This is a genomic window from Streptomyces sp. AC555_RSS877 (assembly GCF_019049245.1).
Classification (GTDB): domain Bacteria; phylum Actinomycetota; class Actinomycetes; order Streptomycetales; family Streptomycetaceae; genus Streptomyces.
The window spans coordinates 154,173-169,689 of sequence record NZ_JAGMUK010000018.1; the positions used below are offsets into that span (position 1 = coordinate 154,173).

Genomic DNA, 15,517 nt, shown 5'->3' on the forward strand with positions numbered 1-15,517 from the left:
CCGGTTCAGTCCTCCCGCTTCTCGTCGAAGCTGGCGAAGTACGCCGCCACCATGTCCTCGTCGGCGTGCCCCTGCGCGGCGGCCCGCTCCAGCCGCTCAGCGCTCGCGAGCGCCACGTCCAGCCGTACGCCGTTGCGCTCGCCCGCCTCGACGATGAGACGGGCGTCTTTGGCGGCGGTGGCCACCGCGAACTGGGGCGGGGTCAGCCGGCCGTCGAGGACGAGCGCGGCCTTGGCGTGCAGGTAGCCCATGTCGAGCGGGCCGCCCGCGATGAGGCCGAGGAAGCTGTGCGGATCGACGCCGAGGGCCTGGGAGAGGGCCAGTACCTCGCCGGCCGCCGCCGTGGCGGCGATGACCCAGCTGTTGGCGACCAGCTTCAGGCGCGTGGCGGAGCCGGCCGCGCCATCCTCGCCGGTCCACACCGTCCGCGCGCCGACCGCGTCGAACACCGGCGCCACCGCGGCGCGGCCCTCGACCGGTCCTGCGGCCAGCACGGTCAGCTGTCCGGCCTCCGCCGGCTGACGGGTGCCCAGCACCGGCGCGTCGAAGAAGACGAGCTCGTGCTCGCGGGCGAAGCCGGCCAGCTCGCCGACCGCCTCGATGCCCGCGGTCGTCGACTGCGCCCAGACGACGCCGGGACGCAGCCCGGGCACCGCCTCGCGCATCACGTCCAGGGCGGCGGGACCGTCGTACAGCATCGTCAGGACCACGTCGGCGCCCCGCACGGCCTCGGCGGGCGTGTCGGCCACGAACGCGCCGTCGGCGGCGAGGGGTTCGGCCTTGTCGCGGGTGCGGTTCCAGGCCCGGACGGTGTGCCCGGCCCGGGCGAGGTTGCGGGCCATCGCGGCCCCCATGATCCCGGTGCCGAGAACGCTCACGGTGCGGGTGTCGGTCATGGCGTCGACTTCCTGTCCTCGTACGTGCCTGTCGCTGTGAACCAGCCTGCCTGATGAGTGCGGGGCGACGACGAGACGGTCCCCGGCGACGGCCGAGGGCCAGACCCGCCGCTCGCCGCGCTGACGTCCCCCGAGGGCGGCGGTGCCGCGGGGGCCCCGTCCACCACGCCGCTCCCGTGCGCCTGACGGGCCCGTGAGAGCCGCTGTGGACCCATGTCTCCCCCGGCCCGGGGGGCCGGAGACGTCGGGTGATGCCATCCGCTTAGAGTGAACCGGTGAACGGCGACTGGCTCATACGCGGCCGCGACGGCCGGCTCAGTGTGTATCTGCCCGCGGGTGACGTCGTCCGGTGCCGGGCCGAGCGCGGGCCCGGCGGCCCGTGGGAACCCGCCCGCAAGGTGGGCGGCGACCAGAAGCTGCACCCCGTGCTCGCGATCGGGCAGGGCGGCGACGGATACGCCCATCTGGTCTCCTGGCGGCCCACCGCGTCCGGCGAGGCCGGCCTCGTGCACTCCACGCACTTCCGGCCCCGGCTCGCGGCCCTCGACTGGGTGCCGATCGGGCACCCGGACAAGAAGGGCGCCCGCACCGGCACGCCCGCCGTCGCGGTCGACGCCCAGGGCCGCGCCCACGTCTTCGTACGGAACAAGGGCGGTGGCGTGAGCATGACCGCACAGAAGGAGAAGGGCGGCTGGAACCCCTGGAGCGACCTCAAGGGGAGTGACGTGCAGGGGGAGTTGGCGGCCGTGACGGGGGAGTCCGGGCGCGTCGAGCTGTACGCGGCCACCCCCGGCGGTCTCCTGCACTGGCATCAGGAGGAGCCCGATGCCCAGCCGGTCCTGGAGGAGGCGATCGAGGTGCCGGTCCGTCCGGGTACCCTGCGTGCCCTCGCCACCTCCCCCGAGAGCACCACCCTCTTCTTCGCCGACACCTCCGGCGACCTGTGCGCCTGGCGTCCGGGCGCCAAGCCGGTCACGCTCCTCGCCTCCGCCGGCCCCGGCGCGGTCTCCGCCGTCCGCTGTGAGCTCGACGGTCACGACTGCACCCTGCTCGCCCAGCGTTCCGCGAGCGGCCGGGTGGCCTTCGCCGCGTACCCCACCGAGCAGGAGTCGGCGGGCGCCTGGTGGACCGAGTCGGGGCCCCAACTCCCCGCGGACGCCGAGGTGTCGATGGCCGTCGACGAGGACGACCGGGTCGTCGCGGCCACCCTCTCCCCGGCCGACGGCCAGCTGCTTCTCACTCGCCGCAAGGACGAGCCGGGACTCGCGCTGGAGGCCTGGCGACAGGTCTGACGGCCAGTCCGACGGCCGGTGGTCCCGTGAAGCATGACGCAACCAGGGACCAGGGACACCTGAAGCGCGCAGAGGGTTGTATGGATGCGCGCGTGACGAGGGGCACGTTAAGAACCTGTGGTTAAGAAGTGAAAATACTTGCTAGCCTCACTGCGTTTGTTCGAATTTATCGGGAGACCGACGTAGCACCGGCACCCGGCCCGAGCGGTCGGTAAAACGGGGTTGGGAATGTTGTCGTGAGCAGATCCTCCACGGTGGATCTTGTCGTTGTCGGACTCGGTTACGTGGGGCTGCCGCTGGCCCGTTCCGCCGCCGGCGCGGGCTTGAAGGTGGTGGGTCTCGATCGCAGCCGACGGGTCGTCGACGGGCTGAACGCCGGTCGTTCCCACGTGGACGACATCACCGACGCCGAGGTCGGCGCCATGCTCGGCCAGGGCTTCGAGGCGGTCGACCGGGCCGAGGTCATCGCCGACGCCGCCGCGGTCGTCGTCTGTGTCCCGACCCCGCTCACCGACCACGGCGCCCCCGACCTCGGCGCGGTGCACGCCGCCGTGGACGACATCGCCGCGCACCTGCGACCCGGCACGCTCGTGGTGCTGGAGTCGACGACGTACCCCGGCACCACCGACGAGGTCGTCCGCCCGCGCCTGGAGGCCGGCGGACTGCGCGTCGGCACGGACTTCCACCTCGCCTTCTCCCCGGAGCGCATCGACCCGGGCAACCCCGAGTTCGGCCTGGAGAACACGCCCAAGGTCGTCGGCGGCATCACCGCGGACTGCACCAAGGCCGCCCGCGCCCTCTACGAGCGTTTCGTGCACCGTGTCGTCGAGGCCAAGGGCACCCGCGAGGCCGAGATGGCCAAGCTCCTGGAGAACACCTACCGGCACGTCAACATCGCGCTCGTCAACGAGATGTCGATGTTCTGCCGTGAGATCGGCGTCGACCTCTGGGACGCGATCCGCTGCGCCTCCACCAAGCCGTTCGGCTTCGCGCCCTTCTACCCGGGCCCGGGCGTCGGCGGTCACTGCATCCCGATCGACCCCAACTACCTGTCGTACAAGGTGCGTTCGCTCGGCATCCCGTTCCGCTTCGTGGAGCTGGCGCAGGAGATCAACCAGCGCATGCCGGTGCACGTCGTCAACCGCGCGGCCGACATGCTGAACGACCAGGGCAAGGCGGTCCGCGGCTCGCGCGTCCTGCTCCTCGGCGTGACCTACAAGCCGGACATCTCCGACCAGCGCGAGAGCCCGGCGCTGGCCGTCGCGGAGAACCTTCTCGCCCGCGGCGCCGAACTCGTCTACTTCGACCCGCGCGTCGACGACTGGAAGGCCGGCGGCGCGAGCGTCGAGCGGACGGACGACTACCTCGCCGCGGCCGAGTCCGCCGACCTCACCATCCTGCTCCAGCCGCACCGCGAGATCGACCTGGCCGAGCTCGCCGACCGCGCCCGCGCGCTCTTCGACACCCGGGGCAAGTCCGCCGACCACCCGCGGGTGGTCAAGCTGTGACTTCCGAAGATACGTACATAGCCGGAGCCGTCGACTCCGACGGCCATCGGGGCCACCGAAAACGCCGGCACCTGAAGGTCTCGTACTTCGTCTTCCTGGCCCTTGCCGCACTGATCGCGACGAGGCTCGACGCCGGCTCCCTGCACCTGTACTCGATGGGCGCCATGGGCCTGCTGGCCCTGAAGATGTTCGGCGCCCTCTTCTACCGCCCGGCCAAGGCCGGGCGGGAGGAACTGGAGTACCTGGAAAACGCCTGGGTCACCGCGGTCATCCCGATCTACAACGAGGACCCGGTGATGTTCGAGCAGGGCATGCGCAGCCTCCTCGCGCAGAGCCGCCTGCCCAACGAGATCCACATCATCGACGACGCCAGCGCCAGCGACTCCGGCATCCGGACGGCGAAGAAGATCCGCCGCGAGTTCGAGGCCAGGGGCGTCAAGTACACGGTCAGCGTGCAGCCCGAGAACAAGGGCAAGCGCGAGGCCCTCGCCCTCGGCTTCGAGGCCGCCCCGTACTCCGACATCTTCCTGTGCGTCGACTCGGACACCGTCCTGTCCCGGGACACCGTCCGCGAGCTGCTGCTGCCGCTGGCCGACGAGAAGATCATGGCCTCCACCGGCATGGTCCTGGCGCTCAACCACGACAGCAACATCTTCACGCGCCTGCAGGACCTGCGCTACGGCAACTCGTTCCTCTTCGAGCGGGCCGCGTACTCGCGTCTGAAGTCGGTCCTGTGCTGCTGCGGCGCGCTCTCCGCCTACCGCGGCACGCTGGTGCGCAAGTACCTCCCCGACTTCCTCAACCAGCAGTTCCTGGGCAAGCCGGCCGTCTTCGGCGACGACCGCCGCATGACCAACTACTGCCTGATGGAAGGCCAGGTCGTCTTCCAGGAGACCGCCGTCGGCTACACGGCCGTCCCCGAGAAGCTGCCGCACTTCCTGCGCCAGCAGGTCCGCTGGAACAAGTCCTTCTTCCGCGAGTCCCTGTGGGCCTTCCGGCACCAGAAGAAGTACCGGCCCGCCTTCTGGCTGACCTGCATGGAACTGGCGCTGTGGCTGGTCTTCGGCTCGGCGATGTTCTACTCGATGGTCATCCTGCCGATCATCAAGCCCGACCAGTTCGTCAACCACATCGGCGACTACCTGATCTTCATGGTCCTCATGGGGTACCTCCGCAACGTGCGGTACCTCGACTTCCCGCGCCGCGGCATGGGCTTCATCAAGCGGTTCGGCATGTTCCTGCTCGCGCCGATCTACGGCGTGATCCAGCTGACCCTGCTCACCCCGCTGCGCTTCTACGCCCTGTTCACCCTGCACAAGGGCAGTTGGGGCACCCGCCAGGGAGGCGTCGAGGTGTCCGTGGCCGGCGACCACGAGGCCGACGTGACGGAGATCTTCGAGGAAGAGGACCCGTACTCCGACAAGAAGGTCACCGAGACGCTCCAGCTGATGCGTCTGGAAGGCGTCGCTCTGCGCACCCGGCCCCGCCCCTCCGGTCCCATCCCCACCCAGCCGCAGCCGCTGCCCGGCTACGACGAGCAGCACGCGCACGTGCCGCAGCAGGCCGTCACCTGGGGGACGCCGGCCCCGGCGGGACAGCAGCAGTGGCAGGGCGGGCACCAGGATCCGTACCAGCAGCAGGGCTACGACCCCCACCAGCACCAGGGCGGCTATGTGGACCCCTCCTGGCAGCACGGCAACGGCCAGGGGAACGGACAGGGCTGGTAGGCCCCACGCACGCAAGCAGAAGGAGGGGCGGCCTCGGGGCCGCCCCTCCTTCTCGTTCACGCGTCGGCGTGCCTCACGTGTAGGAGGCCATCGCCTCCTCGACCGTGAGCACCGGGATGCCCCGGTCGTCGATCGCCTTCATCAGCGCGCCGAGGCCGGCCTTGCCGATCTCCGTGCTGGTCGCCGGAGCGCCCTCGACGACCTTGTGCAGGCACAGGATGAGCCAGTCGGCGCTGTTCACACAGCGGTCGAGCCGGCCGCCCGCGCCCGTCACCTTCGTGAGCGCCGTACCGCCGATGCCGGTGCCGTCGTTGATGCCGGTCAGCGCCTTGAGGCGGTACGGCATCGCCGGGGCGAAGGACTCGATGGTCTCGGAGATGATCGACCGGGCCGTGGTGAAGTGACGGCTCGCGATCTGGTCCACCGGAACGCCGTCCGTCGTCTTCTGGAACGCCCCGTGCGGGTAGGCGAAATGCTCGCTGGTGAAGCCGTTGCCCACCATCCACTCGCGCAGCTTGCGGAAGTCGTCGTCCGCCTGTTCCGCGGTCAGCTTGGGATAGCTGGCGGTGTGGGTGGCGTTCGCGTAGGAGTGCCCGGCCATCTCCCAGCCCGAGAAGTTCTGCATCGAGCGCATCTGGTCGATCGTCAGGAAGCTGCCCGTGCCGATCGCGTCGGCGATGTTGTAGACCGTGCCCGAGTAGCCGAACTGGTCCATCACCGGCCGGGCCAGGTCGTGGATCGACTTGTGGGAGTCGTCGAAGGTGATGGAGACGACGCCCTTCGGGAAGACCGAGACGGTGTCCGGTATCAGCTCGACGGCCTGCAGCCGGTAGGTCACCGGCCCGCCCGCGTTGTCGTACACGGCGAACGACATGTCGGTGAAGCCGGTCTTGGTGGACGGTGTGCCGGAGGCGGAGATCGAGTACGTGCCGGCCGCGCCGGTGACGTCGGCCCACTGCAGATGGACCGTCACCCACTCCCCGGACTGGACGTAGTTGGCCGCCGTCGTCGAATGGGAGTGCAGGGTCCAGGAGAAGTGGTTCGCGAGGGAGCCGCTGCCCAGGTAGAAGACCAGCTTGGACAGGTTGGTCACGTCCTCGACCCGCAGGACGAGCCTGATCATCTTGCCGGTCAGGTTCTGCGCCGTCATGCCGGTCTTGCGGACGTAGGACTGCTTGCCGGTGCCGTTGGTGGTGACCCGCACCGACTGTGTCCCGCGCACGAAGACGGACGTGTCGTTCGCCTCGGCCGACGCGGTGCCCGTGCCCCCCGGGGTCCAGCCGTGTGCGGCCTGGAACTGCTGGGACCAGGTGGCCCGGCGGTACTTGGGCCGGCGTCCCGAGGGGGCGTAGGACGGGGGCGTGGTGAGGCCGCCGATGGCCGCCTCGGCCGGGGCGGCCGCGGGCTGGGCCGCCACCCTGCCCACCCACGCACCGGCGCCTGCCATCGCGACGCCTCCCGTGCCGCCCATGAGCAGCGCGGAGCGTCGGCTCAGCGGACGGGACCAGACACGGGGTTGCTCTCTGCTCAACGCGTCTCCTGGACGGTGTCGAAGTAGTTCATGCCGTTGTCGCTGTATTCCTTGACGGCGGCATTGACGTCCTTGTCGGACAGGACGTCGTTGGCGTTGTAGTACAGCCAGTCCACCTGCATGTCCCAGGCGCGGTCACCCTTGAACGGCAGGTCGACGAACCAGTGGTTGAAGTTGATGGACATACCCGCGCGCGGGGCGTACTTGCCGCTGCTGCTGAACAGCTTCTTGCCGTCCATGCGGTAGGTCACCACGTCGTCCTTGACCGTGATCATCATGGTGTGCCAGCCGGCCAGGCTCTTGTTCGTCGTGGTGTAGACGCGGTCGTTGGTCTCGTGGTCGTACCAGCTCACCGTGTCGAGCTTGGGGCCGAGCCGGCCCCAACCGCCGTTCGGCAGGTACTCGTTGTCCAGTTCGCTGTACGTCTTCCCGCTGCCGCCGATGGTGTAGAAGGTCTGGTTGACGTGGTCGCCGCCCTCGCCGTCGGTGGGGTCGTCGGAGAAGTGGATGCGGGCGGCGTAGGTGCCCTCGCGGAACTCGCGGCGCGCGGTGCCGAGGCTCGCCTGCTCGGTGCCGGACTTGGTGCCGTCCGTGGCGGCGCGCAGGTTGAGCACCTGGCCGTCGCCGAGGGCGTCCTTCCCGGCGGGGAAGGTGACCCCGTCGGCCGTCCAGGTGTCGTCGATGCCCGGTCCGCCCTTGCTGGAGCGCACCAGCCAGCCGTGCTTGAACAGCGCGGGGTCCTTGGCGCCGACGTAGTGGAAGTTGTCGAACAGCACGCCCGCGGGGGCGGCCGGCACCGGAGCGGGCGCGGCCTCCGCCTTCGCCGAGGCCTGCTTCTCGTCGCCGCCGTCCGGCTCGTCGCCCCAGGCGAGGACGCCCCGCTTGTACGCGGTGACCGTCTTCGACTCCTTGTAGGTCGACTTCTCGGCGTCGAAGGAGCGGTCGTTGGCCTGCGCCAGCTTCTCGTGGTCGGTGCGGTACAGCTGGACGTCGATGCCCTTGCTGTTCACGCCGGGCTTCAGCGTGCCCGCGTCCTTCGTGAACCGCAGTTCCAGGTAGTGGTCGGCCTTCTCGGCGGACTTGTCGAGCTTCGTCACCGTCCCGGCGATGTTCGAGCAGCCGACGGCGGCCTGGACGCAGTTGTAGGCGTACGAGGAGGTGGTGTCCGCGGTGAAGTAGTACCGGAGCGTCACGTCGCTCAGCGGAAGCGGCTTCTTCGACTCGTTGAGGATCTCGAGGGACGGCTCGGCCGCGGCCGCGGTGGCCGGCGTCTCGGTCCGGTACCGGACCACGAGTTCCGGCGGCTCGGGATTCGCGGCCTTCCAGACGGGATACAGTGCCGTGGCACCGGCGGCGACCACACATACCAGGAGGAGGAGCCTGATCTTGGGCCAAACCCGACGTCGGGGTGTACGGCGGCGGGTTGACGCCACGGGAGGCTCCTTCGCGCTACACCGGTCGGCTCGTGGGTCAGAACCGTCAGTGCAATGTAAACAAGTGGTCGGATTGTGTGAGGATCCTATCCGCAGAGGCATGCGAAAGGGGGCGGAGCGCACGGATCGTTACCGTGCACCCCACCCCCCTCAGGGGTAACGCGTTACGCCGGGACGCTCGCCACGCCGGGAGCCAGGAACGGCCTCCCGTTCACCCGCTGGGAGACGCCCTCGCGGTCCAGGTACGGCGTGATGCCGCCCAGGTGGAAGGGCCAGCCGGCACCCGTGATCAGGCAGAGGTCGATGTCCTGGGCCTCGGCGACGACGCCCTCGTCGAGCATGAGCCCGATCTCCTGCGCCACCGCGTCCAGGACGCGGTCCCGGACCTGCTCCTCGGTCAGGACGCTGTCGCCCTGCTTGAGCAGCGCGGCGACCTCGGGGTCCAGCTCCGGCTTGAACCCGTTCTCTGCGGAGTAGACGTAGAAGCCGCGCTTGCCCGCCTTGACGACGGCCGCGAGGTTCGGGGAGACCGTGAAGCGGTCCGGGAAGGCCCGGTTGAGGGTCTCGGACACGTGCAGACCGATCGCGGGACCGACCAGCTCCAGGAGCACGAGCGGGGACATCGGCAGACCGAGCGGCTCGACGGCCTTCTCGGCGACCTCGACCGGCGTGCCCTCGTCGATGACGTTCTGGATCTCGCCCATGAAGCGGGTGAGGATGCGGTTCACGACGAACGCCGGGGCGTCCTTCACCAGAACCGCCGTCTTCTTCAGCTTCTTGGCGACGCCGAACGCGGTGGCGAGGGAGGCGTCGTCGGTCTGCTCGCCGCGGACGATCTCCAGCAGCGGGAGGATCGCGACCGGGTTGAAGAAGTGGAAGCCGACGACCCGCTCCGGGTTCTTCAGCTTCGACGCCATCTCGGTGACCGACAGCGAGGAGGTGTTGGTGGCGAGGATCGCGTGCGCCGGGGCGACCGCCTCGACCTCCGCGAACACCTGCTGCTTGACACCGATCTCCTCGAACACGGCCTCGATGATGAAGTCCGCGTCCGAGAAGCCCTCGGCCTTGTCCAGCACACCCGAGACCAGCGCCTTGAGGCGGTTGGCCTTGTCCTGGTTGACACGGCCCTTGCCGAGCAGCTTGTCGATCTCGGCGTGGACGTAGCCCACACCCTTGTCGACCCGCTCCTGGTCGATGTCGGTCAGCACGACCGGCACCTCCAGGCGGCGCAGGAACAGCAGCGCGAGCTGCGAGGCCATCAGACCGGCGCCGACGACACCGACCTTGGTGACCGGGCGTGCCAGCGACTTGTCCGGCGCGCCGGCCGGGCGCTTGGCGCGCTTCTGGACCAGGTTGAACGCGTAGATGCCGGAGCGCAGCTCGCCACCCATGATCAGGTCGGCGAGGGCCTTGTCCTCGGCGTCGAAGCCCTGCTGGAGGTCGCCGTTCTTGGCGGCGGCGATGATGTCGAGGGCGCGGTAGGCGGCCGGAGCGGCCCCGTGCACCTTGCTGTCCGCGATGAAGCGGCCCTTGGCGACGGCCTGGTCCCAGGCCTCGCCGCGGTCGATCACCGGGCGGTCGATGACGATCTCGCCCTTGAGGACGGACGCCGTCCACAGCAGCGACTGCTCCAGGAAGTCCGCGCCCTCGAACAGGGCGTCGGCGATGCCCAGCTCGTAGACCTGCGCGCCCTTGAGCTGCTTGTTCTGGTTGAGCGAGTTCTCGATGATCACCGAGACGGCCTTGTCGGCGCCGATCAGGTTCGGCAGGATCGTGCAGCCGCCCCAGCCCGGTACCAGACCGAGGAAGACCTCGGGGAGCGAGAAGGCGGGCAGGGCCGCGGACACCGTGCGGTACGCGCAGTGCAGGCCGACCTCGACGCCGCCGCCCATGGCCGCGCCGTTGTAGTACGCGAAGGTCGGGACCCCGAGACCGGACAGCCGCTTGAAGACCTCGTGGCCGCCCTTGCCGATGGCGAGCGCGTCCTTGTGCTCCTTCAGCAGCTCGACGCCCTTGAGGTCGGCGCCGACCGCGAAGATGAACGGCTTGCCGGTGATGCCGACACCGACGATCTCGCCGGCCGCGGCCTCCTTCTCGACCTGGTCGATCGCGGTGCTCAGGTTCGCGAGTGACTGCGGGCCGAAGGTGGTCGGCTTGGTGTGGTCGAAGCCGTTGTCGAGGGTGATCAGGGCGAACCGGCCCGCACCGAACGGCAGGTCGAGGTGGCGTACGTGCGCGGACGTCACGACCTCGTCGGGGAACAGCTCGGCCGCTCCCTTGAGGAGTTCAGCGGTGCTCACTTGTCGCCTCCGGCGTCCTTGTGGTGCGGGTTCTCCCAGATCACCGTGGCGCCCATGCCGAAGCCGACGCACATGGTGGTGAGGCCGTAACGGACCTCCGGCTGCTCCTCGAACTGGCGGGCCAGCTGCGTCATCAGACGGACGCCGGAGGAGGCGAGCGGGTGACCGTAGGCGATCGCGCCGCCGTACTGGTTGACGCGCGCGTCGTCGTCCGCGATGCCGTAGTGCTCCAGGAAGGCGAGCACCTGGACCGCGAAGGCCTCGTTGATCTCGAAGAGGTTGATGTCCTCGATCGACAGGCCCGCCTTGGCGAGGGCCTTCTCGGTGGCCGGGATCGGGCCGTAGCCCATGACCTCCGGCTCGACGCCCGCGAAGGCGTACGAGACCAGGCGCATCTTGACCGGCAGGCCGTGCTCGCGGGCGAAGTCCTCGCTCGCGATGATCGACGCGGTGGCGCCGTCGTTGAGACCGGCCGCGTTGCCGGCGGTGACCCGGCCGTGCACACGGAACGGGGTCTTCAGACCGGAGAGGTTCTCCAGGGTGGTGCCCGGGCGCATCGGCTCGTCGGCGGTGACCAGGCCCCAGCCCGTCTCACCGGCCTCGGCGTTGGTGCGGCGCACCGAGATCGGCACCAGGTCGGCCTGGATCTTGCCGTTGGCGTACGCCTTGGCGGCCTTCTCCTGCGAACGCACCGCGTACTCGTCGGCGCGCTGCTTGGTGATCGTGGGGTAGCGGTCGTGCAGGTTCTCGGCGGTCATCCCCATGAACAGGGCGGACTCGTCGACCAGCTTCTCGCTGACGAACCGCGGGTTCGGGTCCACGCCCTCGCCCATGGGGTGGCGGCCCATGTGCTCGACACCACCGGCGATGACGGCGTCGTACGCGCCGAAGGCGATGGAGCCCGCGGTGGTGGTGACGGCCGTGAGGGCACCGGCGCACATGCGGTCGATCGAGTAGCCGGGGACGGACTGCGGCAGCCCGGCCAGGATTCCGGCCGTGCGGCCCAGCGTCAGACCCTGGTCGCCGATCTGCGTGGTCGCCGCGATGGCGACCTCGTCGATCTTCTTCGGGTCGAGACCGGGGTTGCGGCGCAGCAGCTCCCGGATCGCCTTCACGACAAGGTCGTCGGCACGGGTCTCGTGGTAGATGCCCTTCGGGCCCGCCTTGCCGAACGGGGTACGGACGCCGTCTACGAAGACGACGTCCCTGACGGTACGAGGCACGATGGCTCTCCTCCAGGGTGCGGGACGGCTCTACTGCTGCGATGCGCTGAGCGCGCGCTCAGAACCCATGCTACTTGTGGGTAACCAGGCTGCCCAGTCCCCCCGCCCCAAGCGGCGAACGTCACACCTTCGGAGGAGCCGTCGAGCCCCGCGGAGTCAGCACCGGAGTCGGCACCGGATGCGAGCCCGGACCCTCTCCCGTGATCTCCCCGAACAGCGTCCGAGCCGCCTCGGCCCCGAATCCGTGCACGTCATGGCTCATCGCCGAGAGGGGCGGATGCGTGATCCGGCACAGCTGGGAGTCGTCCCAGGCGAGCAGGGAGACGTCGTCCGGCACGCTCAGACCCATCTCCGCCGCCACCGACAGCCCCGCCACCGCCATGATGTCGTTGTCGTACACGATGGCCGTCGGCCGGTCGGGGGCCGCCGCCGTCAGCAGCGAGCGCGTCGCACGGGCCCCCGCCTCCCCGGAGTAGTCCGTGGCCACCTGCCAGGCCCCGGCCAGCTCCAGGGCGCGGGCCGCCTGGTCGAAGGCGGCGGTCCGCATGGCGGTGTGTCCGAGGGCCGCCGCGCCCCCCACCCGGGCGATCCGCCGGTGCCCGAGCGCGGCGAGGTAGCGCACCGCCTCCGTCACGGCGGTGGCGTCCTCGGTCCACACCGAGGTGAGACTGCCGGTCAGCGACGGGTGCCCGACCGCGACCACCGGCATCCCGAGCCGCTCGACCGCCGCCACCCGCGGGTCGTCCGCGCGGAAGTCCACGAGGATCGACCCGCCGATCTGTCGCCCCCGCCACCAGGACTCCTGCAGTCCGACCTCCTCCTCCAGACTCCGGACGAGCCGCAGCAGCAGCGAGCAGGAATGCTCGGTCAGGACGCTCTCCACCCCCGACACGAACTCCATGTAGAAGGGTTCGAGCCCGAGCAGCCGGGCCGGCCGGCAGATCGCCAGCCCCACCACGTCCACCCGCGAGCCGGCCAGCGTCCGCGCGGTCGGACTCGGCGCCCACCCCAGCTCCCGCGCGGCCCGGAAGATCCGGTCCCGGGTCGCCTCCGCCAGCCCCGGCTTGTGGTTGAAGGCGAGGGACACGGCACCCTTGGACACGCCGGCGCGCGCGGCGACGTCCTTGATGGTGACGCGGGGGGGCGGCGTTGCCGTCATCGGCCGGGCTCCATGCAGTACAGGGCTGAACGCGCCTTCTCGGCATCCGGAGTCTGCCAGCCGCGCACCCCGATGGTGACCCGTTCGCCGGGCAGCAGCGTGACCAGCCCCCGGTCGGCCCGCGCCGCCGGATCCAGCCGGTCGGCCTGGAGCAGCAGGTCCCGTACGAGGGTGTGGGCCGTCACCTCGATCCCGCCCGGCACGAGCGCGACCTCGAACTCGGGCTGCGGATACGGCACTTCGCGATCCGGCACCGGGAAGTACCCGGCGCGCAACCCGTCCGCGTCCGCGACCAGGAACTCCTTGGGCCCGACGGGCTCCAGCTCGCGCGGAACCGCGACATCGGCGACGGACCGCCGCCCGGCGCCGAACTCCACCCGGGCCGAGCCGGTCACGCCACCCTCGACGGACATCCGGCGCAGCACCAGCGTGCCCGTCCACTCCTCGGCCGACTGGTTCACGGCGGCCGCCACCAGTCCCCGCTCCCGGACCTGGAGGGTGAGCAGCCGGTCCGCGTACACCCGCCGCAGCTCGTGGTACAGCGGCTTCTCGCGCCCGTCCCCGTCGATCGCCGCCCACGAGGTGACCGGCCAGCAGTCGTTGAGCTGCCAGACCACCGTGCCCGCGCACACCGGCCAGTGCGAGCGCCAGTGCTCGATCCCGGCGGCGACCGCACGCGCCTGGTTGACCTGCATGAGGTAGTGCCAGCGGTCGAAGTCCCCTTCGGGCACAACGAAGTGACGTGCCAGGCCCCTCTCCAGCTTGCCGTTGCCGTCGTCCGCCTTCTGGTGGTGCAGCATGCCGGGGGAGTCGGACGCCAGTTCCTCGCCCGGCAGCGCCCGCCGCAGCGTGGCGTGGGCGGGCGGCGCCTGCCAGCCGAACTCCGCGACGAAACGCGGCACGTTCGCGCGGTACTCCGCGTAGTCCTCCCGGTTCCACACCTCCCACGAGTGGTGGGTGCCGTGGTCCGGGTCGTTCGGGTGCTGCTCCCACGACCCGGACCACGGGCTGCCCGCCGTGTACGGCCGTGTCGGGTCCAGCTCGGCCACCACCCGCGGCAGGACGCCGAGGTAGTACCCCTCGCCCCAGGAGTCCCCGGCCAGCCGTTCCTCCCAGCCCCAGTCCCGGAACCCCCACAGGTTCTCGTTGTTGCCGTTCCACAGCACCAGCGAGGGATGCGGCATCAGCCGTACGACGTTCTCGCGCGTCTCCGCCTCGACCTCGCCCCGCAGCGGCTGCTCCTCCGGGTAGGCCGCGCACGCGAAGGGGAAGTCCTGCCAGACCAGCAGCCCGAATTCGTCACAGGCGTCGTAGAAGTCCTCGCTCTCGTAGATCCCGCCGCCCCACACCCGCACGAGGTCCACGCCGGCGTCGGCCGCCTGCCGCAGCCGCTCCCGGTACCGGTCCCGGCCGATCCGGGACGGGAACACGTCGTCCGGGATCCAGTTCACGCCCCGCGCGAAGAGCCGCTCGCCGTTGACGACGAAGGTGAACCCGCTGCCGTGCGCGTCGGGCTCGCGGTCCAGCTCGATGGTTCGGAAGCCGATCCGGCGCCGCCACACGTCCAGCGTGCGGTCCTCGTGCACGAGCGCCAACTCGACGTCGTACAGGGGCTGTTCGCCGTACCCGTGCGGCCACCACAACCGCACGTCCGGCACCTGAAGCCGTACGACTGACTGCGTCCCGTCGATCCGGGCGCGCGCCCGGACCCCGCCGACCGTCGCCTCCACCCAGAGCTCGGCCTCGACCCGGGACCGCTCGACGTCCACCCGCAACTCGACCCGTCCCAGGCCGTCCTCGACGGTCACCAGGGGCCGTACGCGCGCGACTCTGGCCGTCGACCACCGCTCCACCCGGACCGGCCGCCAGATCCCGGCCGTCACCAGGGTCGGACCCCAGTCCCAGCCGAAGGAGCAGGCCATCTTGCGGAGGTACTGGTAGGGCTCGGCGTAGGCGGCGGGCCGCTCGCCCAGCTTCCCGCGCACGGCCTCCGCCTCGGCGTAGGCGGAGGCGAACCGCACCGACAGCCGCCCGCCGAGCCCGGTCACGTCGAAGCGGTACGAGCGGTGCATGTTCCTCGTCCGGCCCAGGAGCCGGCCGTCGAGCCGGATCTCGGCCGCGGTGTCCAGACCGTCGAAGACGAGGTCGGTCTGCTCGTGGCCGTTCGCCGCCGCGAGCTCCGTCTCGTACGTCCACTCCCGCCGCCCCACCCACGCGACCTCGGTCTCGCCCAGCCCGAGCAGGGGATCCGGGATCACCCCGGCGGCCAGCAGATCGGTGTGCACGCAGCCCGGCACCGAGGCCGGGAGGGCATTCCCCTCGTGCTTCAGGGTCCAGCCCTCGGTGAGCGGTGTGGCCTCCAGCATCCGCACTCCTAAACCGTTTCAGTCGAGCAGGCGTTCACATCGTCGCAGCCTTGGCGAAATAGAGACTTTACCGGTTAAGAAA

The 15,517-nt window shown here is 70.3% G+C and carries 10 protein-coding genes; 3 read left to right on the forward strand and 7 right to left on the reverse strand.

Going from position 1 to position 15,517, the window contains the following annotated elements:
* Positions 1-5: 5 nt before the first annotated feature.
* Positions 6-896 carry an NAD(P)-dependent oxidoreductase gene (locus tag KUM49_RS08775; RefSeq protein WP_217236156.1) on the reverse strand — a complete coding sequence of 297 codons (891 nt, stop codon included), beginning with the start codon at positions 894-896 and terminating at the stop codon, positions 6-8.
* A gap of 275 nt (positions 897-1,171) precedes the next feature.
* On the opposite strand from KUM49_RS08775, the gene KUM49_RS08780 reads away from it, so the two are divergent.
* The 3 genes from KUM49_RS08780 to KUM49_RS08790 all read left to right on the forward strand — a co-directional run bounded on the left by KUM49_RS08780 (position 1,172) and on the right by KUM49_RS08790 (position 5,423).
* Complete coding sequence (locus KUM49_RS08780) at positions 1,172-2,188, forward strand: hypothetical protein (RefSeq protein ID WP_217236157.1); 1,017 nt, start codon at positions 1,172-1,174, stop codon at positions 2,186-2,188.
* Between the two features lie 236 nt (positions 2,189-2,424).
* Positions 2,425-3,696, forward strand: a complete 1,272-nt coding sequence (locus KUM49_RS08785) for a nucleotide sugar dehydrogenase (protein WP_217236158.1) — start codon at positions 2,425-2,427, stop codon at positions 3,694-3,696.
* A complete protein-coding gene (locus KUM49_RS08790) occupies positions 3,693-5,423 on the forward strand; it encodes a glycosyltransferase (RefSeq protein ID WP_217236159.1) in 1,731 nt (576 codons plus the stop codon). Before KUM49_RS08785 ends, KUM49_RS08790 begins: the two co-directional genes overlap by 4 nt.
* A 73-nt stretch (positions 5,424-5,496) precedes the next feature.
* Here the strand turns inward: KUM49_RS08790 and KUM49_RS08795 are convergent, their stop codons facing one another.
* From KUM49_RS08795 to KUM49_RS08820, 6 genes are all read right to left on the reverse strand, one after another.
* Complete coding sequence (locus KUM49_RS08795) at positions 5,497-6,954, reverse strand: polysaccharide deacetylase family protein (protein WP_254400932.1); 1,458 nt, start codon at positions 6,952-6,954, stop codon at positions 5,497-5,499.
* The gene (locus KUM49_RS08800) at positions 6,951-8,387 is read right to left on the reverse strand and encodes a cellulose binding domain-containing protein (protein WP_217236160.1); all 1,437 of its coding nucleotides are present in this window, start codon (positions 8,385-8,387) and stop codon (positions 6,951-6,953) included. Before KUM49_RS08800 ends, KUM49_RS08795 begins: the two co-directional genes overlap by 4 nt.
* A 164-nt stretch (positions 8,388-8,551) precedes the next feature.
* Positions 8,552-10,687 (reverse strand): 3-hydroxyacyl-CoA dehydrogenase NAD-binding domain-containing protein, encoded by a 2,136-nt coding sequence (locus KUM49_RS08805; RefSeq protein ID WP_217236161.1) that lies wholly within the window; start codon positions 10,685-10,687, stop codon positions 8,552-8,554.
* Entirely contained in the window at positions 10,684-11,910 is a 1,227-nt protein-coding gene (locus KUM49_RS08810) for an acetyl-CoA C-acyltransferase (RefSeq protein ID WP_217236162.1), read from the reverse strand. The genes KUM49_RS08805 and KUM49_RS08810 overlap by 4 nt, the downstream gene beginning before the upstream one ends.
* Positions 11,911-12,031: 121 nt before the next feature.
* Positions 12,032-13,069: a LacI family DNA-binding transcriptional regulator gene (locus KUM49_RS08815; RefSeq protein WP_217236163.1), complete on the reverse strand. Its 1,038-nt coding sequence runs from the start codon at positions 13,067-13,069 to the stop codon at positions 12,032-12,034.
* Positions 13,066-15,435, reverse strand: a complete 2,370-nt coding sequence (locus tag KUM49_RS08820) for a glycoside hydrolase family 2 protein (RefSeq protein WP_217236164.1) — start codon at positions 15,433-15,435, stop codon at positions 13,066-13,068. Before KUM49_RS08820 ends, KUM49_RS08815 begins: the two co-directional genes overlap by 4 nt.
* Positions 15,436-15,517 lie beyond the last annotated feature (82 nt).

What these genes read in the sequence shown, in the direction of transcription:
- KUM49_RS08775 (WP_217236156.1), bottom strand. Translation starts at nt 896, where the DNA reads ATGACCGACACCCGCACCGTGAGCGTTCTCGGCACCGGGATCATGGGG.
- KUM49_RS08815 (WP_217236163.1), bottom strand. Translation starts at nt 13,069, where the DNA reads ATGACGGCAACGCCGCCCCCCCGCGTCACCATCAAGGACGTCGCCGCG.
- KUM49_RS08820 (WP_217236164.1), bottom strand. Translation starts at nt 15,435, where the DNA reads ATGCTGGAGGCCACACCGCTCACCGAGGGCTGGACCCTGAAGCACGAG.